Origin of the sequence: Streptomyces sp. SudanB25_2051 (genome assembly GCF_964272635.1) — a bacterium.
Taxonomy (GTDB): Bacteria; Actinomycetota; Actinomycetes; order Streptomycetales; family Streptomycetaceae; genus Streptomyces.
On record NZ_OZ186787.1, the window covers coordinates 358,856 to 379,357 of the forward strand.

The 20,502-nt window shown below is 75.6% G+C and carries 21 protein-coding genes and 1 pseudogene; 8 read left to right on the plus strand and 14 right to left on the minus strand.

All coding sequences use genetic code 11. The annotated features are described in order from the left end of the window. The first annotated feature begins 137 nt into the window (after positions 1-137). On the plus strand, positions 138-1,061 hold the full coding sequence (locus tag ACSUPT_RS01590; RefSeq protein WP_361665086.1) for a MurR/RpiR family transcriptional regulator: 924 nt from the start codon (positions 138-140) through the stop codon (positions 1,059-1,061). Positions 1,062-1,395: 334 nt separating this feature from the next. On the opposite strand, the gene ACSUPT_RS01595 is transcribed toward ACSUPT_RS01590, so the two are convergent. Further along, the gene (locus tag ACSUPT_RS01595) at positions 1,396-1,605 is read right to left on the minus strand and encodes a DUF5133 domain-containing protein (RefSeq protein ID WP_023590146.1); all 210 of its coding nucleotides are present in this window, start codon (positions 1,603-1,605) and stop codon (positions 1,396-1,398) included. 242 nt (positions 1,606-1,847) lie between these two features. On the opposite strand from ACSUPT_RS01595, the gene ACSUPT_RS01600 reads away from it, so the two are divergent. Continuing rightward, positions 1,848-2,039: a DUF2795 domain-containing protein gene (locus ACSUPT_RS01600; protein ID WP_351967132.1), complete on the plus strand. Its 192-nt coding sequence runs from the start codon at positions 1,848-1,850 to the stop codon at positions 2,037-2,039. Positions 2,040-2,079: 40 nt separating this feature from the next. On the opposite strand, the gene ACSUPT_RS01605 is transcribed toward ACSUPT_RS01600, so the two are convergent. The 3 genes from ACSUPT_RS01605 to ACSUPT_RS01615 form a co-directional block, all read right to left on the minus strand. Beyond that, a complete protein-coding gene (locus ACSUPT_RS01605; RefSeq protein ID WP_436943271.1) occupies positions 2,080-2,814 on the minus strand; it encodes a class I SAM-dependent methyltransferase in 735 nt (244 codons plus the stop codon). Between the two features lie 98 nt (positions 2,815-2,912). Further along, positions 2,913-5,663, minus strand: coding sequence for a SpoIIE family protein phosphatase (locus ACSUPT_RS01610; RefSeq protein WP_399218077.1), 2,751 nt, complete (start codon positions 5,661-5,663; stop codon positions 2,913-2,915). A 60-nt stretch (positions 5,664-5,723) separates the two neighbouring features. Continuing rightward, positions 5,724-6,875, minus strand: a complete 1,152-nt coding sequence (locus ACSUPT_RS01615; RefSeq protein WP_436943273.1) for a DUF5954 family protein — start codon at positions 6,873-6,875, stop codon at positions 5,724-5,726. A 252-nt stretch (positions 6,876-7,127) separates the two neighbouring features. Between ACSUPT_RS01615 and ACSUPT_RS01620 the strand changes: the two genes are divergently transcribed. Beyond that, complete coding sequence (locus tag ACSUPT_RS01620; protein ID WP_351967136.1) at positions 7,128-7,412, plus strand: hypothetical protein; 285 nt, start codon at positions 7,128-7,130, stop codon at positions 7,410-7,412. Between the two features lie 15 nt (positions 7,413-7,427). Here the strand turns inward: ACSUPT_RS01620 and ACSUPT_RS01625 are convergent, their stop codons facing one another. Beyond that, positions 7,428-7,634 (minus strand): hypothetical protein, encoded by a 207-nt coding sequence (locus ACSUPT_RS01625; RefSeq protein WP_351967137.1) that lies wholly within the window; start codon positions 7,632-7,634, stop codon positions 7,428-7,430. Between the two features lie 363 nt (positions 7,635-7,997). Here ACSUPT_RS01625 and ACSUPT_RS01630 point away from each other — a divergent pair, with 363 nt between their 5' ends. Further along, the gene (locus tag ACSUPT_RS01630; RefSeq protein WP_361662277.1) at positions 7,998-8,261 is read left to right on the plus strand and encodes a hypothetical protein; all 264 of its coding nucleotides are present in this window, start codon (positions 7,998-8,000) and stop codon (positions 8,259-8,261) included. 97 nt (positions 8,262-8,358) lie between these two features. Here ACSUPT_RS01630 and ACSUPT_RS01635 read toward each other — a convergent pair whose 3' ends face one another. The 3 genes from ACSUPT_RS01635 to ACSUPT_RS01645 all read right to left on the minus strand — a co-directional run bounded on the left by ACSUPT_RS01635 (position 8,359) and on the right by ACSUPT_RS01645 (position 10,435). After that, positions 8,359-8,721, minus strand: coding sequence for a hypothetical protein (locus ACSUPT_RS01635; protein WP_361662280.1), 363 nt, complete (start codon positions 8,719-8,721; stop codon positions 8,359-8,361). Positions 8,722-8,812: 91 nt separating this feature from the next. Next, a complete protein-coding gene (locus tag ACSUPT_RS01640) occupies positions 8,813-9,679 on the minus strand; it encodes a universal stress protein (RefSeq protein WP_351967140.1) in 867 nt (288 codons plus the stop codon). A gap of 69 nt (positions 9,680-9,748) precedes the next feature. Then, positions 9,749-10,435, minus strand: a complete 687-nt coding sequence (locus ACSUPT_RS01645) for a helix-turn-helix domain-containing protein (protein ID WP_436943276.1) — start codon at positions 10,433-10,435, stop codon at positions 9,749-9,751. 218 nt (positions 10,436-10,653) lie between these two features. On the opposite strand from ACSUPT_RS01645, the gene ACSUPT_RS01650 reads away from it, so the two are divergent. Together ACSUPT_RS01650 and ACSUPT_RS01655 are read left to right on the plus strand one after the other, a co-directional pair. Then, entirely contained in the window at positions 10,654-11,112 is a 459-nt protein-coding gene (locus ACSUPT_RS01650) for a cyclic nucleotide-binding domain-containing protein (protein WP_351967142.1), read from the plus strand. A 176-nt stretch (positions 11,113-11,288) separates the two neighbouring features. Next, on the plus strand, positions 11,289-11,915 hold the full coding sequence (locus ACSUPT_RS01655; RefSeq protein WP_351967143.1) for a CBS domain-containing protein: 627 nt from the start codon (positions 11,289-11,291) through the stop codon (positions 11,913-11,915). A 92-nt stretch (positions 11,916-12,007) separates the two neighbouring features. Here ACSUPT_RS01655 and ACSUPT_RS01660 read toward each other — a convergent pair whose 3' ends face one another. After that, positions 12,008-12,313: a DUF1876 domain-containing protein gene (locus ACSUPT_RS01660; protein ID WP_436943279.1), complete on the minus strand. Its 306-nt coding sequence runs from the start codon at positions 12,311-12,313 to the stop codon at positions 12,008-12,010. Between the two features lie 247 nt (positions 12,314-12,560). Between ACSUPT_RS01660 and ACSUPT_RS01665 the strand changes: the two genes are divergently transcribed. Continuing rightward, entirely contained in the window at positions 12,561-13,442 is an 882-nt protein-coding gene (locus ACSUPT_RS01665; protein ID WP_404144176.1) for a universal stress protein, read from the plus strand. A 95-nt stretch (positions 13,443-13,537) separates the two neighbouring features. Beyond that, positions 13,538-14,557, plus strand: a pseudogene (locus ACSUPT_RS01670) (PEP/pyruvate-binding domain-containing protein); the annotation flags it as partial. Between the two features lie 72 nt (positions 14,558-14,629). Here the strand turns inward: ACSUPT_RS01670 and ACSUPT_RS01675 are convergent. The 5 genes from ACSUPT_RS01675 to ACSUPT_RS01695 form a co-directional block, all read right to left on the minus strand. Further along, positions 14,630-14,938, minus strand: a complete 309-nt coding sequence (locus ACSUPT_RS01675) for a hypothetical protein (protein WP_361662292.1) — start codon at positions 14,936-14,938, stop codon at positions 14,630-14,632. Between the two features lie 88 nt (positions 14,939-15,026). Then, positions 15,027-15,887, minus strand: coding sequence for a TSUP family transporter (locus ACSUPT_RS01680; protein ID WP_436943281.1), 861 nt, complete (start codon positions 15,885-15,887; stop codon positions 15,027-15,029). Next, positions 15,884-17,599 (minus strand): rhodanese-like domain-containing protein, encoded by a 1,716-nt coding sequence (locus ACSUPT_RS01685; protein WP_436943282.1) that lies wholly within the window; start codon positions 17,597-17,599, stop codon positions 15,884-15,886. The genes ACSUPT_RS01680 and ACSUPT_RS01685 overlap by 4 nt, the downstream gene beginning before the upstream one ends. A gap of 393 nt (positions 17,600-17,992) precedes the next feature. Further along, positions 17,993-19,339 (minus strand): cytochrome P450, encoded by a 1,347-nt coding sequence (locus tag ACSUPT_RS01690; protein WP_403505596.1) that lies wholly within the window; start codon positions 19,337-19,339, stop codon positions 17,993-17,995. A gap of 22 nt (positions 19,340-19,361) precedes the next feature. Beyond that, the gene (locus ACSUPT_RS01695) at positions 19,362-20,471 is read right to left on the minus strand and encodes a selina-4(15),7(11)-diene synthase (protein ID WP_351963557.1); all 1,110 of its coding nucleotides are present in this window, start codon (positions 20,469-20,471) and stop codon (positions 19,362-19,364) included. Positions 20,472-20,502 lie beyond the last annotated feature (31 nt).

Here is a 20,502-nt window from a genome sequence, read left to right on the forward strand (position 1 = left end):
GGTCACACAGCCAGGATGCGCCCGGCAGGGGGCGCGGCGCATGTCCGGTGGGGGCTCCGTCCGTCCTGTCAGGTGCTGGTCCGGCGTGAGCTATGTTGTGCGCAATTGGGACGAGAAGGAGGCGGATCGTGCCATCAGTGCCATCCGGGCAGCAGGCACGCGCGCAGGCGGCCGCGATCACACCGGGGCGGCAGGCCCCGGAGTCGGAGCGGACGCCCGCCGAGCGGGTCCGGGCCCTGTTCACCGGCCATCGGCTGTCACCGGGCCAGCGGCGCATCGCGCAGTACCTGGTGGACCATCTGACGGAGGCCGCGTTCCTGTCGATCACGGACCTCGCCGAACGGGCCGGGGTGAGCCAGCCCTCGGTGACCCGGTTCGCCACCTCGCTCGGGTACGCGGGGTTCCCCGCGCTGCGGGAGGCGCTGCAGCCGATCGCGCTGAGCGCCGTGGCGGGGGCGGGCGACTCGCGCGAGGAGATCCGGCGCAACGAACTGCAGGCGGCGATCGACGCGGAGATCGAGAACCTGGAGAGCCTGCGTCGGGTTCTGGCCGATCCCGGCCAGGTGCTGGAGGTCGGGAGGCAGCTGGCTCAATCCGTGCCCTTGACTGTCGTGGGGCTGCGGATCTCCGCGTCACTCGCGGAGTACTTCGCGTACGCGGCGCGGCGCATCCACCCCGATGTGCGGGTGGTGTCGCGGGGCGGGAGCGTCGCGTTCGACACGTTGCTCCAGGCGCGTGAGGCGGGCGGTTCGTGGGTGCTGGCGTACGCGATGCCGCGCCACTCCAACGAGACGCTGGCCGCGGTGCGGGCGGCGCGCAGCACGGGACTGCGTGTGGCCCTGGTCACAGACCTGACCATGGGGCCGCTGGTGGAGGAGGCGGACGTGACGCTGACGGCGCCGGCGGGCGCGCGCCTCGTGTTCGACTCGTACGCGGCGCCGGGGGTGCTGTCGGCGGCGCTGCTCCAGGCGATGGCGGACGCCGAACCGGAGCGCACCCAGGCGCGGTTGGAGGGATACGAGCAGGTCGCGATGCAGCACGACTTCTTCCTCGACGACTGACGGCGCGCGGCCCGTCCGGACGGTTGGTCCGGCGCGGCGGCGGGGATCTCGGTGGCCCGGCACGGTCGGGTGGCACCGAATTTTTTCGGCCATCGGCCAGCATGAAATTTTTCATGCCCTTGCCTACTCAACGGTATATATATTTACTGCTCGCAGGTCACCGACGCCGCGCATCAAGCGCGGTACGGTGCCCGCTGGCCGAACACAGAAGGGCGGCGCTCCCTCCTCGCGCCGCCCTCGGTGTTCGCTGCCGGGTGTATCCGCTCTCCCCTGCGGACACCCGTGGCGGCCCCGGTCTACCCCTGGGCCGGGGCCGCCGAACCCTTCCCCTCGCTCAGCCGGCCGCCGTCGCGGCCAGCCTGGCCCGTGCGGCCGCGAGCGCGTGCTCCAGCTTCCGGGTGCCGGTCGTCACGCAGAGCGTGTACGTCACGTCGTCCAGGCGGCGTTGCAGATCCGGCGCGATCGCGCACTCCTGCGCCGCGGCGCAGAGGGATTCGTACCGGGCAACGAGCTCTCGAAGCACAGCGGGATGCGCCAACAGCATGGGCGTACCTGCCTTTCCGACGCCATGAGGTGAGAGGGGAGGACGGCGACGCGCGTCTCCCTTGGGGGGTGGTGCGAAGAAGTGTCGGGTGACACGGCGGCGTCCCGGACCGGGACATCGCCCCCGCGCGGGATATGCCCGCACTGACCGACCTTCACACGACATTGTGATGCAACCGTGATGGATTCGCCCTGCGGAACGCCGGGCGGTGTGACACGTCGTGCGCGTGGTACTCGCGGGCCATGGCTGTGAACCCCATCGAGATGCAGAAGAACCTGGGCGGCGTCAGCTACCCCGCCACCAAGGACGAGATCGTCCGGCAGGCCGAGGAGCACGGCGCCAGCAAGAAGGTCATGGAAGCGCTGAAGTCCATGCCCGACAAGGAGTACGACTCCCCCGCGGCGATCAACAAGGAGGTCGGCAAGGGTTCGTGACACATCCCGTCCATCCCCTCGACGACGCGCCGCCCCGCGCTCACGCGGGGCGGCGCGCCATGACCAGGCGGCAGCGGGGCGCCCCGTCCTCGAGCGTCCCGAGCGCGGGCAGCGCCGCGAGCTCCACGGCGAACCCCGCCCGGCGCAGCTCGGCCGTCACCTCGGGCAGGCGGAGGGTCCGGTAGTACATCACGAACCGCGGCCGCCACAGCGCGTTGCGCACCCGCATCGCCGCGTCGAAGCCCCACAGCGTCCAGTACGCCGCCGAGCCGACCCTCGGCGGCGCCGCCACGGGGAACGCGAACAGCCCGCCCGGCCGCAGCGCCCCGTGCACCCGCGCGAAGAGGCCCGGCCGCTCGGCCGGCAGGAAGTGCCCGAACGCGCCGAAGCTCACCGCGAGGTCGAACTCCGCGCGGAACGGCAGCTCCCGTACGTCGGCGCGCACCCACTCCGGGTCGGGCTCGCCCGCGCGGGGCGGATGCGCGGCCTCCGCCCGGGCGAGCATCCCGGCGCTGAGGTCCACGCCGGTCACCCGCTCCCGGCACAGCTCGCGCAGCAGGCCCGTACCGGCCCCCGTGCCGCAGCACAGGTCGAGTCCGGCCCGGACGGGGCCCAGCGGCCGCAGGGCGTCCGCCACGGCGTCCAGGACGGCGTCGGGGGTGCGGAACGGCGTGGCGTCGAACGAGGGGGCGAGCAGGTCGTAGCCGCGCTCCACGGAGGTAAGCGCCTGCACGGCCAGCTCACCGAGGGTGGGGCCGCCCGGGGTGAGGAACATGCGCCCGAGCCCAGGGCCGGCCGCGCGGCGCCGTCCGGGGAAGACCGGGGCGCGGCGGCCGGGGCCGGACCCCGGGGTCGGCGGCGGTCGCCGGGGGCTCACAGCGGGTCCGCGTCCAGGGCGCCCAGGAACATCTCCGCGCCGAGGCCCGTGTCGTACGCGCCGGGGCCCGGCGGCGGCTGCTCGGCCCAGATGACCTTGCCCTGCCCGGTGTAGCGGGTGCCCCACCGCTCGGCGAGCTGGGCGACGAGGAACAGCCCGCGCCCGCCCTCGTCGGTGGTCGCCGCGTACCGCAGATGCGGCGAGGTGCTGCTGCTGTCGGAGACCTCGCAGGTCAGGCCGCGGTCGTGGATGAGCCGGACATGGACGGGAGCTGAGCCGTAGCGGATCGCGTTGGTGATCAGCTCGCTGAGGATCAGCTCGGTCGTGAACGCCATCTCGGACAGGCCCCACGCCTCGAGCTGCTCGGTGGCGGCGGCCCGCATCCGGGAGACGGCCTCCGGGTGGAACGGCACGTCCCAGTCGGCGACGCGCTCCGGGCCGAGGACGCGGGTGCGGGCGATGAGCAGCGCCACGTCGTCCTTGGGGTGGGCGGGCAGCAGCGCGTCGAGGACCGCGCGGCAGCTCTCCTCGGGGGTGCGGTCCGGGTGGGCGAGGGCGGTGCGCAGCAGCTCCAGGCCCACGTCGATGTCGCGGGTCCGGTCCTCGATCAGCCCGTCGGTGTAGAAGACCAGCTGGCTGCCCTCCGCCAGCTCCAGCTCGGCCGTCTCGAAGGGGATGCCGCCGAGCCCCAGCGGCGGCCCCGCCGGCAGGTCGGGGAACTCGACGGCCCCGCCCGGGTGGACCAGCGCGGGCATCGGGTGCCCCGCCCTGGCGAGCGCGCAGCGCCGGGTGACCGGGTCGTACACGGCGTACAGGCAGGTGGCGCCGGTCATGCCGGTGCCGCCGTCCGGGTTGCCGCCCGCCTCCGCCTCGTCCTGGTCGACCCGGCCCACCAGGTCGTCGAGGCGGCCCAGCAGCTCGTCGGGCGGCAGGTCCAGGGTGGAGAAGTTGTGGACGGCGGTGCGCAGCCGGCCCATGGTGGCGGCGGCGTGCAGGCCGTGCCCGACGACGTCGCCGACGACGAGCGCGACCCGGCTGCCGGGCAGCGGGATCACGTCGAACCAGTCGCCGCCCACCCCGGACTTGGCGGGCAGGTACCGGTGGGCGACCTCCACGGCGCTCTGCTCGGGCAGGGCGCGCGGCAGCAGACTGCGCTGAAGGGTCACGGCCATGGCGTGCTCGCGGGTGTAGCGGCGGGCGTTGTCGATGGCCACGGCGGCGCGGGCGACCAGCTCCTCGGCGAGGGCGACGTCCTCGTCGTCGAACGGCTCCGGCTTCTCGCACCGCCAGAAGTTGGCCACGCCGAGGACGACCCCGCGCGCCTTGAGCGGCACGGTGATCAGCGAGTGGATGCCGTACGCGACGATCCGCCCGGCCCGCTCCAGGTCCTGCGCCTGCCAGCCGGGCGCCTGCGACAGGTCGGGGACGAGCTCGGCGCGCCCGGAGCCGAAGCCGCGGGCCTGCGGGGTCGAGGCGACGAAGTCGATGACGCGGTCGACCGGGTACAGCGGGTGGTCGTCGCGGATGCCGCGGGAGGCGGTGCGGCGCATGACGCTGCTGGTGCCGCTGGGCTCCTCGCCGCGCAGGACGGGGTCGGCGAGGTCGACGGTGACGAAGTCGGCGAAGCGCGGCACGGCCACGTCGGCGAGCTCGTCGGCGGTGCGCGCCACGTCGAGGGTGGTGCCGATGCCGACACCGGCGTCGTACAGCAGGTTGAGGCGTTTGCGGGCGACCTGGGCGCGGCCGGACAGGGCCCGCAGCTCCGTGGTGTCGCGGATGGTGACGACGGTGCCGCCGTGGCCGCCGTACGGGTCGGTGGGGCGCTGATTGACGGCGAGGAGCAGTCCGCCGGCGGGGATGACCTCGTCGGTGGCGAGCCGGCCGGAGCACAGCAGGTCCGCCATCCGCGGGTCCAGGCCGGGCAGCTCCGAGACGAGCCGCCCCTCGGCGTCGGACGGCAGACCGAGGAGCCGGACGGCCTCGTCGTTGGCGAGGACGAGGCGGCCGTCGTCGCCGACGATGACGACGCCCTCGCGGACGGCGTGCAGGACGGCGTCGTGGTGTTCGTACACGCGGGTCATCTCGGCGGGGCCGAGGCCGTGGGTCTGGCGGCGCAGGCGGCGGGCGACGAGGGCGCTGCCCGCCGTGGCGACGGCGAGGCCGGCGGCGCTGGTGCCGAGGATGACGGGCAGCTGCCGGTTGACGACGCCGGTGACGTTCTGCACCTTCAGGCCCGCCGAGACCAGGGCGACGACCTGCCCGTCCGGGTTGGTGACGGGCACGATCGCCTGCACCTCGTCGCCGAGCGGGCCGTCCACGTGCTCGGTGTGGACCCGGCCGGCGAGGGACGGCTCTATCGTGCCGACGAACCGCTGCCCGATGCGCTCGGGCTGGGGGTGGGTGTAGCGGACGCCGTCGACGTCCATGACGACGATGAAGTCGACGCCCGCCTCCCTGCGGGCGGTCTCCGCGACCGGCTGGAGGACCTCCGCGGGATCGGGCCGCTCCAGGGCGTCGAGCAGGCCGGGCGCGTGCGCGAACGTCTGCGCGACGGCGACGGACCGATTGCGCGCCTCGCGGTCGCCGTCGTAGCGCGACTGCAGCAGCAGGGCCAGCAGGGCGCCGAGGACCAGCAGCACGACCAGCGCCACCTGCAGGACGAACACCTGTCCGGCGACGCTGCGTGGACGCCTTTCGGCCAGTGACCGGACCGAGGCGCCCCGGAACCGGTCAGAAAAGTGGACCACGCTTATTTGTAACACCGGCGCCCATGTCGGGCGCCAGTACCGACGCCCGCAGGGTTCCGCTCACCGCTCCCCGAGCGCCCGGATACGGGCCTCCTCCTCGGGGAACAGTCCGGCGAGGCGCCGCGTCCCCTCGTCCGGTCCGCCGGGCGCGTCCCCGTCGGCGTCCGGGAGGTCCTGCTCGCGCAGCCGCTGCTCCTGGACCATGACGGGCACCTGCGGGTCGGGGTCCGAGGGGCGCGGGCCCTCCGGCCCTTCCGGCCCGAACCGCACGAGCCGCTCGACGCGGACGACCCGGAAGCGATGGCCCCCGGCCTCCAGTTCGTCGGCCGGGTGCGCGTCGAGGCGCTCGGCGGCGGCCGTGTACGAATCGCGGGCCTCCGCGTCGAGGCGCTCCTCCCAGGGGATCATGACGCGCAGCCGGAAGGCGAGGTGGTCGCGGGCCCGCTGCGGTGTCGCGCTGCCTGCCGAGTCCGGCCGCCAGCGGCCCTCCACCCGCCGGGCGATCATGAAGACCGGCGGCAGCAGCACCCCGCCGGGGTGGGTGTCGGCGGCGCGCCGGGAGTCGTCCCGGACATCGTCGGGGACGGTGCCCGCCTTGCGGACCAGGGTGAGCAGGTCGGCCTTCAGCAGGGCCTCCGACATGCCGGTGGGCCGCACCGGATCGAGGACGGACCCCCGGGTCCGGCACGGCTCCCCGCGGCCCCGCCCGGCCCCGGCGGGCCCGGGGTCGGAGGGGCGGGGCGGCTCGGGCCCGTCGGGCCCCGACCGGATGTAGCACTCGGCGCGGGCGACGCGGTGGCGCACCCCGGCGACGGTCAGTTCGTTGAGGGCCTCCCCGTCCATGCGCTCGGCGGCGCTCATGCACGCGGCGTACGCCGCCTCGTCCCCGGCGTCCCGCGCCCGCTGCGCCGCCCGGCGGAATGCGGCCCCCATGCTGTCGCGGGCCTCCTGCGGCGCCTGCTCCAGGAACGAGCCGAGGACCTCCCAGCCGCCGCCGTCCCGTTCGCGTACGACGCCGAAGAGGGGCGCCCCGGCGGACATCAGCACCGGGTGGGTCTCGCGGGCCAGCCGCGCCTCGGTGTCGGCGAGCGCGGCCACCGGTTCCCGCGGCGTGGTGACGCGGATCTGCCGGTAGGCGGGGACGCGGTCGGCGGGGTCGCCGGGGGCACCGCCCGCCTCGCGGGTTCCGCCGTTGCCGTTCGTGCCGTCCATGCGGTCGCCGCCCTCCCTGTCGTCGCGGCCGCCGTTCGCCGGCCGTGGGGCCAGCCTGCCGCCGACGCGGCGCGCGTATGCGGCGGAGGGATGAAACAACCCGTTCTGCTGGACGTGATCCGTCTCGCTGGACACGTGCGGGCGGACGTCACCCGAGGGGGCGGGACGGGATGCGCCAGGGTGCATTTCTCGCCGTCCTGGCGCGGGTATGGTCCCCCAGAGGCCGGCGTGTGGGGTGACTGGGGGCGCAGCGTGGCCAGACGCGAGTTCGAGGAGCGGGGCGTGCTCATCCGGCGGGGGTGGCGCCAGTTGACGACGGCGGGCCGGGTCCGGGTGGCGGAGGGCCGGCTGACGCTGCTGAACAGCAGGGGCAGCGAGATCGACAGCGCGCCGCTGTCGGAGGTGCGGGTGGTGGAGCCCTGGTACGGGCCGCGGGGTGTGGTCCGCGCGGTGCTGGGCGGGACGGCGTATGTGCTGAGGCTGGCGCCGTCGCGGGCCCGGGACGTGGCGGAGGCCGCGCACCGGGCCCGCGGGTAGGCAAACGGGCCGGGGTCAGAGACTGACGGGGATGGCGGGCAGGTCCTCCCACACCTGGCGCAGTTCGGTGTAGCGGCGGTCGGGCAGCTGCTCCAGGACCCGGCGGACCTCGGGGCGGGCGCCGGCGGCGGCGATCAGCAGATCGCTGCGGCTGACCGCTCCGTTGGCGAAGACGGCTGCCAGGTGGTCGGCGATCTCGGTGCGGGTGACGTCGTCAGCCATGGCTCTCCTGTGTGAGCGCGCGTGAAGGTGGCGGCGTGGTGGTGCGTGAGGACCGGTGCGTGCGTGAGGGTCGGCGCGGCCGCTGCGTGGCGGCTCCCGCGCCGCCCCGGCCGTGCGGCGGCGGGACGGCGAGCGGCACCAATCTAACGCGGCAGCAGAGTGCGAAGGCAAGCCGGCAACCCGCCGTGAGCCGCCACCCGCCCGAATTCCACGGCCCGTACGGAACCGGACGGCGACCGGACGCCGCGCGTTAACCCGCACCTCACGTAAGAGTCCGCGGACCCCGCCGCGCTGTGAGGGTACGATCGCTTTGAGTGACCGGCCCGGTGGCTTCGCAGGGCGCACGGCGGGAGGAAGGCGGCCATGTCGACGGTGACGCGGCAGGAGATCACCGCGTGTACGCGGGGGGCGTTCGGTTCGGGATGGGTCGGCAGGGAGCGGCTGTGCGAGGCGGCGCGCGCGGCGGGCGCCCGCCCGGAGGTCCTCGCCCTGCTGGCCGGCCTGTCGCCGCACGTCCGGGTGTGCGGCCTTGCGGACCTGCTCCTGCTGCTGCCCGGACTGCCCGACGGGCCCCCGGAGGGCGAGGGTGCCGGGGAGCCGCGCGCCACGGGCGGCGCCAGGCCGTAGGCCCGCGCCCGGGCGCCGGGGCGCCGGGCGCCACGGGCGGCGCCAGGCCGTAGGCCCGGGCGCGGGCCGACGGGCGGCGGGCTGACGGGCGGCGGCGTCAGAGGCCGTGCGGCGTCACCGCGGACAGCCCGGCCGGGCTGACCGGGGTGGTCTCGCCGCCGGAGCCGGACGGCTGCGTGAGGACGGCGGTGAGGACGAGCCCGACGACGGCGACCACGACCGCGACCAGCGCGAGGACCTTGCGCCAGTCCCGCCGCGCCCCGCTCCCCCGCTGTGCGCCGCCATCCGGCTCGGCCGGGCCCGGGGAGTCGCGGGCGGGCCGCCCGGGTGGGGCGGCGGCGGACTCGCCGGGGAGCTGCCGGGCGAGCGCCGACATGCGGGCGTCCAGATCCGGGTCTTCGCGCGCGAGGAGCCGTTCGATCTCGGCGAGGAGGCGGTCCTCGTCCATCCCGGATGCCATGTCGACCACCTCCGGTGCGACGTGGTGGAACGCGTCTGCCGACTCCCGTGTACCCGCCCAGCGCGTCAGTCCTCCTCCCGTTCCCCCCGGTTCACGCCGGGTCGCGGGGGACGATCTCGACGGGGCAGTGGGCGTGGTGCAGCAGCGCGTGGACGACGTGTCCGACTCCCCGCCCGACGCCGAGGGGCGGGCGGTGCGCGCCCACGGCGACGAGATCGGCCTCGTGGGACGCCTGGACGAGCAGACCGGCGGTGGAACGCCCGCCCTCCACCTCGGTGGTGACGGTCAGCGCGGGCAGCTCGTCACGCAGCGAGTCGGCGAGTCCGTGCATCTCGTGCACCCGCCGCTGGGCGACGCCGTCGATGTCGTCGAGCATGGTCAGCGCCGTGCCCACGTGGGAGAGTGGGTTCCACACATTGAGCAGGCGCAGGGACGCGTGGCGCAGCATGGCCTCGCGGGCGACGTGCGCCACCCACGGGTGGTCGCGCCCGTCGCGTACGCAGGCGACGACGGTCCCGGTCGCGGCGTGGTCCCGTTCGCCGCGCACCACGACGACCGGCACGCGGGCGTGGGAGGCGACGCCCAGGCCGACGGAGCCGAGGAGCAGTTCGGCGAAGCCGCCGAGGCCGCGGTGGCCGACCACGATGGTGCCCTCGGTGCCCGCCTCGTCGTGCAGGGCGCGCACCGGGTCGCCGGGGCTGAGGCGGCGTACGACGGTCACGTCGGGGAAGCGCCGCGCGATGGTGCCGGCGGTCTCGGCGAGCAGGTCGTGGCCTGCCGCGCGGGCCTGCTGCGCGCCGTCGTCGGTGGCGCGGCCCTCCGTCCCCGTGGCGTGCACCAGGTGCAGCGGGCGCCTGCGCCGGTACGCCTCGCCGGCCGCCCACAGGACGGCCGCCCCGGCCTGGGGGGAGCCGTCGACACCGGCGATGACGGGCCCCTTCGTCGCGTCGTGGTTCATGGCTCCTCCTGGCAGGACTCGCGTCCCGGCGCGTACGCGCGGGACGTGCCGGTGCGACGGCGGCGGACGTCAGGTGCCGTGCGGGCCCCCGGCCCGGTGGGTGCCGCGGACGAGGATGCGCCGGCCGGTGACGCGCGAGGGGGTGAGGGCCACCCACAGGTCCCGCTCGCCCCCTGCCCACGGCGTGGTGAACGCCCGCTCCCGCAGGGCCCGTACCGCGTCCGGTGCGGTGACGGCGCGGGCGGGGCCGACGAGGAGGACGCTCCAGCCCTGGCTGAACGCCTCGTCGATGTGGTCGACCTCGAAGGCGACCTCGCCGCCCGCGGCCTTGCCGGGGAGCGCGTCGGGCGAGGTGCGGAAGGCGACATCGCCCTCCGCGACGACGTAGTTGACCGGCAGGATGGCGGGCCCGTCGTGGGTGGTGACGGCGACGCGGCCCACACCGTGGGTGCCCAGCAGCTGCCGGCACTCCTCGGGGCCGAGCTCGACCAGCTCCGGATGGTAGGCGGCGTGCCCCACCCCGGGCGGCAGATCGGCGTCACCGCCGGCGAGGGCGCCGACGGTGGTCTCCAGCGCGTCGGCGAGCCGGAGCAGGAAACCCATGCCGGGTACGGCGGCCTGCTCCTCCAGGTACTCGATGTAGCCGGGCGCGGAGCCGGCCCGCAGCGCGACGTCCTCGCGGGTCAGGCCCAGTTGCTCGCGGCGGGCGGCGACGCGGCGGCCGATGTCGCCCCTGTGGTGCTCGGGTCCGGGCATGGAATCACGGTAGTCGCGGGGGCCGGGGCCCGCATGGTGGAGCCGTACGCGCCGGGGGTGAGTAGGCTCGAAAGACACCGTCCTACCGGGCGGGGGACACCGCCTGCCGGGCGGGCGCGCGGCCGGGGCCGGTCGGCCCTCCCCCGGGACCCGGTCGGCCCTGCCGTCCGGTGGCGCGGCGGACGACGCTTGGTGCGCCGGTTCACCAGGAGGTTCACATGACCAGAGCGCCGAGGATCAACGCCCTGCCGGCTCCGCACCGCGAGCGGCTGATGGCGATGTCGCGGGACGTCGCGTTCGATCCGGGGCACCGGCTGTTCGACGAGCGGCGGCCCGCGGACCGGTTCTGGATCATCAGGACGGGCGCGGTCAACCTGGACGCGCGGCTGCCCGGCCATCCGCGCCCCGCGGTGATCGAGATGCTCGGCCACGGCGAGCTGGTCGGGCTGTCGTGGCTGTTCCCGCCGTACGAGTGGGAGCTGGGAGCGGAGGCGATGAGCCTGGTGCGCGCCCACGAGTTCGACGCCGCGGCGGTGCGGGCGCTGTGCGAGGCGGAGCCCGCGTTCGGGTACGCGCTGACGCAGTGGGTCGGGCAGGTGCTCTCGCACCGGCTCCAGGCGACCCGGGTGCGGCTGCTCGACATGTACGCCCCGCACGGCAGCGGCGTGGTGCTCTGAGACGGCGCACGGCGCCTTCCGCCGGACCCGCGCCGGGGCGTGCGCCGGTGCGCCCGCGGGGCCCGTGCGCCCACAGGCAGGTGCGGAAGACTGGTGCGGGCCCGTGGCGTACCGGGCGCCCGGGCCCCGCGTCCCGCATCCTCGGGGGTGGGGCCCACGGAAGGGGACGACGAACGATGAGGCACCGCAGCGTGGCCGATCTGATGACACCGGAGGCCGTGGCCGTGCAGCCCGGCACCTCGTTCAAGGAGATCGCGCGGCTGCTGGACGAGTACGGCATCACGGCCGTGCCCGTCGTGGACGAGGACGAGCGGCCGATCGGTGTCGTCTCGGAGGCCGACCTGCTGCACCGGCACACCTCCGGCGGGCAGGGCCCCGGCACCGCGGAAGGGCTGATGTCGAGCCCGGCCGTGGTGGCGCGCCCGGAGTGGAGCGCCGTCGAGGCGGCCCGTGTGATGGAGCGACGGCACATCAAGCGGCTGCCCGTGGTGGACGCGGCCGGGCGGCTGATCGGGGTGCTCAGCCGCAGCGATCTGATCCAGCTGTTCCTGCGGCGGGACCGGGCCATCCAGGAGGAGATCCTGGAGGACGTGGTGACCCGCACGCTGGGGCTCGCGCCGTCCGCCGTGACGGTGGACGTCAACGACGGGACGGTCACGCTCAGCGGCACCCTGGAGCGCAGGAGCCTCGTCCCGATCCTGGTGCGGCTGTGCGAGACGGTCGACGGGGTCGTGGCGGTGGACGACCGGCTCGCCTACGAGACCGACGACACGGACTCGGACACGGGCGCGCTGGCGACCTGACGGGCCGTCACCGAGCGGCGCCGACCGGGTCCCGGCGGGCGGCGGCACCGGCGGCCGGGCCGGTGCCGCCGCGGCCGCGGGGGGGCCGCCGGTCAGCGGGCCGGGGTGGACCAGCCGTACGGCGCCGCCGGCTCGTCCTCGCCGGACATCCCGGCGCCCGCCTCGCCGATGTCCTTGTACGCCAGGCGCATCAGCTGCCGGGCCAGGTCGCTCATCGCCCGGCTGGCGGCCAGTTCGTCGCCGATCAGCGGGACGTCCTCGTCCTCCGGGTTGCGCCGGGCGGAACCGTGGCCGGTGATCGTCGACTTGCCGGTGTCGAGGACGGCACGCGCCTCCGTGGTGCCCCCCTCGTCCTCCACCAGATCCATGTTGATCTTCCACTCCAGCGTCCGGGTCATGGTGTGCCTCCTCGACGCGTCGGACGGCGGTGGACCGGCGGGGCACCGGTCCTCCTTCCAGGGTCACCCGATCCGCCCGGCGGGACGACCGGAAGGCGGCCGCCGGGCGGGTGAGCGGCGTTTCAGGGGCCGGACGGCCGGGAAACCGGGCCTATCGGCCCCCGCCGCCGGGCGCGTGGCCCGCTCACACTGGTGGGAGCAGCAGGACGCCGCGACGTACGGAGGAAGATCCATGGCGCACGCCCCGATGACCCGAGCGATCACGGCGGGAGTGGACGGCTCGCCGGAGAGTCTCGCCGCGGCCGCCTGGGCGGCGCGGGAGGCGGCCCTGCGCGGGCTTCCCCTGCAGCTCGTCCACGCCTGGCTGTGGCAGCCGCTCGACGTGCCGGTCGCGCAGGACCGGCAGGCGGAGGCGGGGCGCGCGCAGGCCGTGCTGGACGAGGCCGAGGCGCAGGTGCGCCGACAGCACCCGGACGTGCTGGTGACCACCCGGCTCGTGTCGGACACTCCGGTGCCGGCGCTGCTGGAGGCCGCCGGGTCGGCGGAGATGCTGGTGCTCGGCTCGCGCGGCCACGGGGCCCTGCTGGGCTTCCTGCTCGGCTCGTACGGGCAGCAGGTGATCGCCGCCTCGCCCCGGCCGGTCGTGGCGGTGCGGGCCCGGCGGGAGGACGCGGCGGGACCCGCGGGCGCCGATGCCGGCGAGATCGTCGTCGGCCAGCAGGGCGGGCCCGAGGAGAGCGAGGCCGTGCTCGGGTTCGCCTTCGAGGAGGCGGCCGCCCGCGGCGTGGGCGTGCGGGCGGTACGGGCGTGGAGCCTGCCGCCGCTGTACGCGTACAGCCCCGGTTCGCTGGCGCTGGCCGACCAGGCGGGCGGCCTGGAGCCCTTCGAGCGCAAGGCGCTGACCGACGCGCTGGCGCCGTGGCGGGAGCGGTATCCGGAGGTTCCGGTGACCGAGCACGTGGAGCTGGGCAGCGGCGGGCAGGTGCTGCTGTCGGTGGTGACGGGCGCGGGCCTCGTGGTGGTGGGCCGCCGGGTGCGGCACGCCCCGGTCGGGCCGCGGATCGGTTCGGTGGCGCACGCGGTGCTGCACCACTCGCCGGCGCCGGTGGCGGTCGTCCCGCACGAGTGAACGCCCGGCACGGGCCGGGGCGCCGGTCCGGTGCCGGGGTGGCACGCTGGTCGTGGTGGGAGCACCGGTCCGGCCGATCTGGAGGGCGTACTGCGATGGTCCGCTATGTGTACGACTTCGCCGAGGGCGGCCGGGAGCGGGCCGGGCTGCTCGGCGGCAAGGGCGCCGACCTCGCCGAGATGGCGCGGCTCGGGCTGCCCGTGCCGCCCGGCTTCACCGTGTCGACGGAGGTGTGCCGCGCGTACGCCGAGACGGGCGCCCCGCCGGCGGGGCTGGACGGCGAGGTGGAGGAGCACCTGGCGCGGCTGGAGCGGGCGGCGGGGCGGCGGCTCGGCCAGGTGGACGACCCGCTGCTGCTGTCGGTGCGGTCCGGGGCCCGGTTCGCGGTGCCCGGCGTGCCGGGGACCGTCCTGGACGTGGGGCTGAACGAGTACGCGGTGCTGGGCCTGGCGAAGACCCCGGCGCGCGAGCGGTTCGCCTGGGACTCCTACCGGCGCCTCGTCGAACGGTTCGGGACCGCCGTGATGGGTGTGGAGCCGGAGCTGTTCGCGCGGGTCAGGCACGGGGTGGAGGAGCAGCACCACGTGGCGGACGAGCGGCTGGACGCCTGCGACCTGATCCGCGTCGTGGAGACGTACAAGGACCTCGTCAAGGAACGGACCGGCGAGGAGTTCCCCGACGATCCTCGCGAGCAGCTGCGCCGGGCGGTGCGTGCCGCGTTCGCGTGGTGGAACTCCGCTCCGGCGCGCGAGTCGCGGCGCCGCGAGGGGGTGCCGGACGACCTGGGCACGGCGGTGACCGTGCAGACGATGGTGTTCGGCAACCGGGGCGACGACTCCGGCAGCGGTGTGGCCCGTACGCGGGACCCGGCGACGGGCGCGCCCGGCGCTTCGGGGGCCTATCTGCCGGACGCGCAGGGCGAGGACGTGACCGCCGGGGTGCGTGAGCCACTGCCGCTGGAAGGGCTGGAGCGGCTGGCCCCCGGCGCCTACCGGGAGCTGCTCGGGCATCTGCGGCGGCTGGACGACCACTACGGCCAGGCGTGCGCCGTGGAGTTCACCGTCGAACGGGGCAGGCTGTGGTTCCTGGGCGTGCGGGCCGGCGACGAGCCGGCACCGCCGCGGTCCGCGGGACCGGCGGCCTGAAGCGCGCGGCGGCCCCGGCGCCGGGGGTTTCCCGACGGTCCGTCAGTCGTCCTCGCCGGTCGGCCGTTCGGTTTCCAGGACGTGCTGGACGGCCAGGGCCGCCGTGGTCAGGCCCAGGTGGCCGAGGGTCGCCGCGCTCTCCAGCAGGACGACGTCCGTCAGCACGGCGAGCTCCGTTCCCAGCCGGTCCCGTTCCGCCAGCTCCCGGGGGGTGGCCGCGAGGCGCAGTTCCCCGACCCTCTCGGCCAGGGCCTCGCGCCGCCGCTCCAGGTCGGCGAGGGCCCGGACGTACCCCGCGATCTCCTCGTCGCTGACACCGCTTACACCGCTCACACCACTCGCACCGCTCATCGCCGCTCCCGTCCTCCGTGCGTGCCGGCTCTCCGATGGGGAGACGGCGTACGGGGCCCGGAGGTCACCGTTCCGCGGGAATCGGCGGTCACAGCAGCCGGGCCGCCGTGTCGGCGGCCATCAGCGCGGCGACGGCCAGCAGCCCCCAGCCGAAGATCCGGCGGAGCAGGGCCGCCGGGACACGGGCCGCGAGGCGCCGCCCGTCCCACGCGGCGAGCACGGCCGCGCCCGTGAACGGGGCGACGACCGCCCAGTCGACCGGGGCGGCCGTGCCCGCGCGGGCGGTGAGCGCGACCAGCGCGTTGGCGGTGACGACGAGCAGGCCGGTCGCCACCGCCGCCCGCATCCGCAGTCCGGCCAGGGCGACGAGGGCGGGTACGGCGAGGAAGCCCCCGCCGACGCCGAGGAACCCGGTGAGCGCCCCCACCCCGGCGCCCGCGCCGGCGGCCCGCAACCACCGCGTGGAACGGGCGCCGGTCGCCCCACCGCCCCCGCCGCCCCTCTCCGGCTCGTCCGGGCTCGCGCGGCCCCGGTCCCGCTCGTCCCGGCTCTCGCCGCCCCGGTCCCGCTCGTCGCCGTCCCTGTCCTGCGGTGCCGGGGCGAGCATGCGGAGGGCCGCGAGGACGGCGACCGCCGCGAACGCCGCCGTGACAACAGGCCGGGGCACGCCCGCCGCCAGGGACGAGGTGAGCGCGGCGGGCCCGGCCCCGGCCGCCGCGAACAGCAGCCCGGCCGTCCAGCGCACCCGGCCGTCGCGGGCGTGGCCGTACAGGGCGGTGGCGGAGGTGGCGGTGACGATGACGAGGCTCGCCGTGGCGGCCTCGACGGGGGCGAAGCCGAGCAGGTAGACGAGCGCGGGGACGGTGAGCACACCGCCGCCCCCGCCGAGCGCCCCCAGCGCCAGCCCGACGACGGCGCCGGCGGCGAGGGCCAGGAGGAGTCCGGTCACGCGATCGAGCCGCTGTTCCCGTGCTCGTCGACGACCGGGTATCCGGCGCGCGCCCAGGCGTGCATGCCGCCCTCCACGTCCACGGCGCTCGCCCCGCGCTCGGCGAGGGCGCGGGCGGCCTTCTGGGAGCGCTGCCCGGAGCGGCAGATCACCACCGCGTCCCGCCCCCGCAGGGCCTCGGGCGCGGCGGGGTCGGCGAGCAGCGCGGACAGCGGCAGGTGGACGGCTCCGGGCGCGTGGCCCGCGCGCCACTCCTGCTCCTCCCGTACGTCGACGAGGACCGCGCCGCCGTCCGCGCCGGTCCTGGCGCGCGCCTGGCGGGCCGTCACCCGCGGGCAGGAGGGGCGTACGACGGGCAGTCCCGCGGCGGGCGCGGCGTCGAAGGCGTCGTCCACGGCGACGACCTGCCGCCCGGCGGCGTCCAGCATGGACGCGGCGATGGCGGCCCGCATCCCGGCCGCGCAGTGCACCCAGACCGTGCCGGCCGGGAGTTCGCCGGCGCGGTGGCGCAGCTGGTGCAGGGGGATGTGCAGGGAGCCCTCGATGTGCCCGGCGGCCCGCTCGGGGTCGCGCCGCACGTCGAGGACGACCGTTTTGCGCGGGTCGGCGTCGAGGGCGCGGGCGAGCGCGGCGAAGGTCGCGACCTCGTAGGAGCGGAGCGTCTCGCCGTCGCGCACCCATGTGCGCGGGTCGCCGGTGGCCGCCGCGGCGGGGCGGTCGATGCCGACGCGGACGAGTTCGCGCTGGGCCGCGGCGATCCGCTCCGGTGACGCGGCGAGCAGGGTGACGGGCCGGCCGGGCGGTATGAGCCAGGCCAGGTAGGTGGCGAGCTGGCCGCCCTCCTCGATGTTGAACGATCCGGCGACATGGCCGTGCGCGAAGGCGACCCGGCCGCGCAGGTCGACGACCCACTCCCCCGCCGCGAGCCGCGCGGCGATCTCGTCGGCGTCGGCCACGGCGGGCGGGGTCAGGTCGACGGGGGCCGGCCCCGCGGCGTTGCGGGGCGCCATGTGCGCGTAGTAGGCGGGGACGGCGTCGAGGCCGGCGAGGAGATCGGCGACGAAGGTGTCGGCGTCCTTGGCGAAGGCGTCGTTGCCGGTCTTCTCCGCGCCGATGGTGGAGGGGCCCGTGTCGGCGCCGGTGCGGACGGAGGCGCAGAAGCTGCCGAAGCCGTGGGTGGGCAGCACGGCGGTGTCGTCGGGGAGTTCGGCGGCGAGGCGGTGCGCGGAGGCGTACTGGGCGCGGGCGAGCCGTTCGGTGAGGCGGGGCTCGACCAGGTCGGGACGGCCGACGGTGCCGATGAGGAGGGAGCCGCCGGTGAACGCGGCGACGGGCGTGCCCGCGTCCTGAAGGACGTACGCGGTGTGGTGCGGGGTGTGGCCGGGGGTGGCCAGGGCACGCAGGGTGAGCGCGGCGTCGAGGGGGACGCGGTCGCCGTCGTGGACGGGGACGTGGGGGAAGGACGCGCCCGCGCCGGCGGGGACGAGGTAGGCGGCGCCGGTGAGGCGGGCCAGGTCGAGGCCCCCGGTGATGTAGTCGTTGTGGATGTGGGTCTCCACCACATGGGTGAGGCGGACCCCGCGGGCGGCGGCCGCGGCGATGACGCGGTCCACGTCGCGCGGCGGGTCGACGGCGACGGCGTGCGCCGCGCCTCCCGCCAGGTAGCAGCGGTTTCCGAGCCCTTCGGTCGCGAGGGTGTCGACGAAGAACACGAGCGCACTCCTTTCGGCCTGTCCGGGTCGCGGACACGAGGCGGAAACGGCGGCGGGGCACGCGTGCGGGTGGGCACGGTACCCCTGGGGGCATCCTTCGCGTCGACGCCACTGCGGCACAAGGGGAGTTCGAGCCGTACGGGACGCGGGAGCACGACCACCTCCGGGCGGGGCGAACGGGTGCCGCGGCGGGCGGGCGGACGCCGGGGCGGGCGAGTGGACGCCGGGGCCGCCATGTGGTGTGCAGCCCCATGGGATGCCGGTGGACCGGGTGTACGTCGGGGCCGCCATGTGGTGTGCCGCGCCATGGGCGGGAGGGGCGTGTGGGGGCCGGACGTGGCGCGCCCGGCCGGTCCCCGTGGGGGGTCCGGCCGGGCGTGCGGTGCGGGTGTCTCAGCTCTGGCGGGGTGTGACGACCATGGGGACGCGGTCGGGGTGGGCGACGGCGGAGGGCACCTCGCGGGGGGTGTGCCCGGGCACGGGCCGCAGGCTCCACTGGGCGAGGATGGTCGCGAGGGCGATCGTCGCCTCCGTCCAGACGAACGCGTCGCCGATGCACTTGCGGTTGCCCGCGCCGAAGGGGATGTACGACTGCCGGTCGATGGAGGCGCGGCGCTCCGGGAGCCAGCGGTCCGGGTCGAACCGGTCCGGGTCCGGGTACAGGGCCGGGTCGCGGTGCATGGCGTAGAGGCTGAAGGCGACCTCGGCGCCCTCGGGGATGTGGTGGCCGCCCAGTTCGACGGGCGCGATGGCGCGGCGCATCAGCATGGTGACGCCGTGCAGGCGGATCACCTCGTCCAGCACGCGGCGGACGGCGGCCAGCCGGGGCACGTCGCCGATCTCCACGGGCCGGTCGCCGACGACCTCCCGGATCTCCGCGACGAGTTCGGCCTCCACGTCCGGGCGCTGCGCCAGCTCGTGGAAGGTCCAGGCCAGGGAGGAGGCGGTGGTCTCGGCCCCGGCGAAGAGGATGGTGCTCAGCTCGTCGCGGACCTCGGCGTCGGTGAGGGAGACGCCGGTCTCCTCGTCGCGGGCGGCCAGCAGCACCGACAGCAGGTCGTGGTGGCCGGTCTCGCCGGAGCGGCGCGTGGTGGCGATGACCTCGTCGATGACGCGCCGCAGCCGGGCGGAGGCGGCGTCGAAGTCGCGGTTGGCGCGGATGGGCAGCCGGTCGAGGAGCTTCGGCGACGCGGCCCGTACGAGCATGTTCTTCAGGACGACGGGGAGGTTCTCGCGGACCGCCTCGACCGCCGGGAGGCCGATGTCCGTGGAGAACAGGGTCTTGGCGAGGGTCTCGACGGCGTACCCGGCCATCGCCCGCTCCAGTTCGATCTCCTGGCCCGGCTGCCAGGAGTCCGCGAGCTCACGGGCGTTGTCGCTCATGACCCGCGCGTACATCTCGATGCGCTGCGGGTGGAACATCGGCTGGATCAGCCGGCGGTGCATCCGGTGCACCTCGCCGTTGGCGGTCGCCAGGCCGTTGCCGGCGAGGGGGCGCAGCCGGTCGAACAACCGGCCCTTCTCGAAGCTGCGGGCCTGCCGGACGGTCACCTCGTTGATGAGCTCCGCGGAGGTGACCACGTACACGGGCATGGTCCCGAGGCGCACCTGGACGATGTCGCCCGCCTCGCGCAGGGACTTGAGGAAGCCGAGCGGGTCGCGCCACAGCCTCCAGGCGTGCCCGAGGAGCGGTACGGCCCCGGGGGCGGGGGGAACGGTCGGGGAGCCTGCTGTCACCACTGACACCGAGGAATCCTTTGCTCTAGTTCTGCGCGGTCCGGTGCAGTCGCGGGGCGGCGTGCGCGTCCCCGCCGGGGGCGAGGAGGTTCCACCACCAGCCGATCGCCGGGATGTCGAGCGGCTCCTCGCTGCCGTCCACGGGGGTGTCGCGGAAGTGGGCGGGCATGTTCGCCGGGTCGTCCGGGGTGGTGTACCGGACGGAGGTGACGCCCCAGTCCTGGGCGCCGCGGATGAAGCTGCCGAGGGTGCGCAGGTACTGGCGCAGCTGCGGGCTGCCCTGGGCGGCGAGGGCCTCGGTGAGGCGCATGTACAGGCACATGACGCGGTCGCGCTGGGAGATGGCGACGTCGAGGGCCTGCTCGGGCGTCATGCCCTCGTGCTCCTCCAGGACGCGCAGCACGTTGAGGTAGTAGCCGGTGGCGCTCTTCTCCTTCTTCTCCTTGTGGTACGAGAAGATGTCGTTGTCCCAGGTGATGATGAAGGAGGCCATCTCGGCGGCGGCGCGCACGGCGGTGCGGTCGCGCTCGTGCGGCTGGAGCTCGTAGCCGTGGCCGATCTCCAGCATGGGCAGGACGACGGTGGTGGCGCCGTCGTAGATCCGCATCAGCGTGTAGTCGTTGAGGTCCGGGACGGTGCCGGCGCGGCGGTGGGACGCCTCCCACACGACCGAGAAGAAGTACTCGCGCAGGGCGTCCACCCAGCGGGCGGCCTGGCCGGGGGTGCCGTAGCGGTCGACGCGCAGGCGCAGGTCGCGCAGCCCGGCGGCGAGCGGGTCGTCGCCCAGCATCGGCACCTCGGGGTTCTGCGCGACCCTCAGCAGGCGGTGCAGCTCGGCGGCGAGCTCGCCGGGGCGGCGGCCGAGCTCGCCCTCCTCGCAGTGGCCGTCGTCCACGCCGAACAGCCAGAGGATGAAGTCGGCGAGGAGCGAGACGACCTCCTCGCGGCCCTCGGGCAGGATGCGCGCGGAGAAGGTCCCGATGGCCTGCGAGACCAGCCGTGCGCGCAGCTTCTCCGATCCGATGCGGTACGTCTCCGCCCAGGCCGCCGTCAGGACGTCCGCCTCCACGTGGCAGGGGTGGATCGCCGGCGGAATGGGCGTGAAGATCGGCGGCACTATCAGACCGGGCCCCACTACGGCCTCCTCTCGTCGCGGTGCGACGTGT

Coding starts and splice junctions, on each gene's coding strand:
- ACSUPT_RS01605 (WP_436943271.1), bottom strand. CDS start 2,814: ATGTTCCTCACCCCGGGCGGCCCCACCCTCGGTGAGCTGGCCGTGCAG.
- ACSUPT_RS01655 (WP_351967143.1), top strand. CDS start 11,289: ATGAGGCACCGCAGCGTGGCCGATCTGATGACACCGGAGGCCGTGGCC.
- ACSUPT_RS01645 (WP_436943276.1), bottom strand. CDS start 10,435: ATGCCCGGACCCGAGCACCACAGGGGCGACATCGGCCGCCGCGTCGCC.
- ACSUPT_RS01625 (WP_351967137.1), bottom strand. CDS start 7,634: ATGGCTGACGACGTCACCCGCACCGAGATCGCCGACCACCTGGCAGCC.
- ACSUPT_RS01595 (WP_023590146.1), bottom strand. CDS start 1,605: ATGCTGTTGGCGCATCCCGCTGTGCTTCGAGAGCTCGTTGCCCGGTAC.
- ACSUPT_RS01615 (WP_436943273.1), bottom strand. CDS start 6,875: ATGGACGGCACGAACGGCAACGGCGGAACCCGCGAGGCGGGCGGTGCC.
- ACSUPT_RS01660 (WP_436943279.1), bottom strand. CDS start 12,313: ATGACCCGGACGCTGGAGTGGAAGATCAACATGGATCTGGTGGAGGAC.
- ACSUPT_RS01635 (WP_361662280.1), bottom strand. CDS start 8,721: ATGGCATCCGGGATGGACGAGGACCGCCTCCTCGCCGAGATCGAACGG.
- ACSUPT_RS01665 (WP_404144176.1), top strand. CDS start 12,561: ATGACCCGAGCGATCACGGCGGGAGTGGACGGCTCGCCGGAGAGTCTC.
- ACSUPT_RS01630 (WP_361662277.1), top strand. CDS start 7,998: ATGTCGACGGTGACGCGGCAGGAGATCACCGCGTGTACGCGGGGGGCG.
- ACSUPT_RS01675 (WP_361662292.1), bottom strand. CDS start 14,938: ATGAGCGGTGCGAGTGGTGTGAGCGGTGTAAGCGGTGTCAGCGACGAG.
- ACSUPT_RS01650 (WP_351967142.1), top strand. CDS start 10,654: ATGACCAGAGCGCCGAGGATCAACGCCCTGCCGGCTCCGCACCGCGAG.
- ACSUPT_RS01600 (WP_351967132.1), top strand. CDS start 1,848: ATGGCTGTGAACCCCATCGAGATGCAGAAGAACCTGGGCGGCGTCAGC.
- ACSUPT_RS01640 (WP_351967140.1), bottom strand. CDS start 9,679: ATGAACCACGACGCGACGAAGGGGCCCGTCATCGCCGGTGTCGACGGC.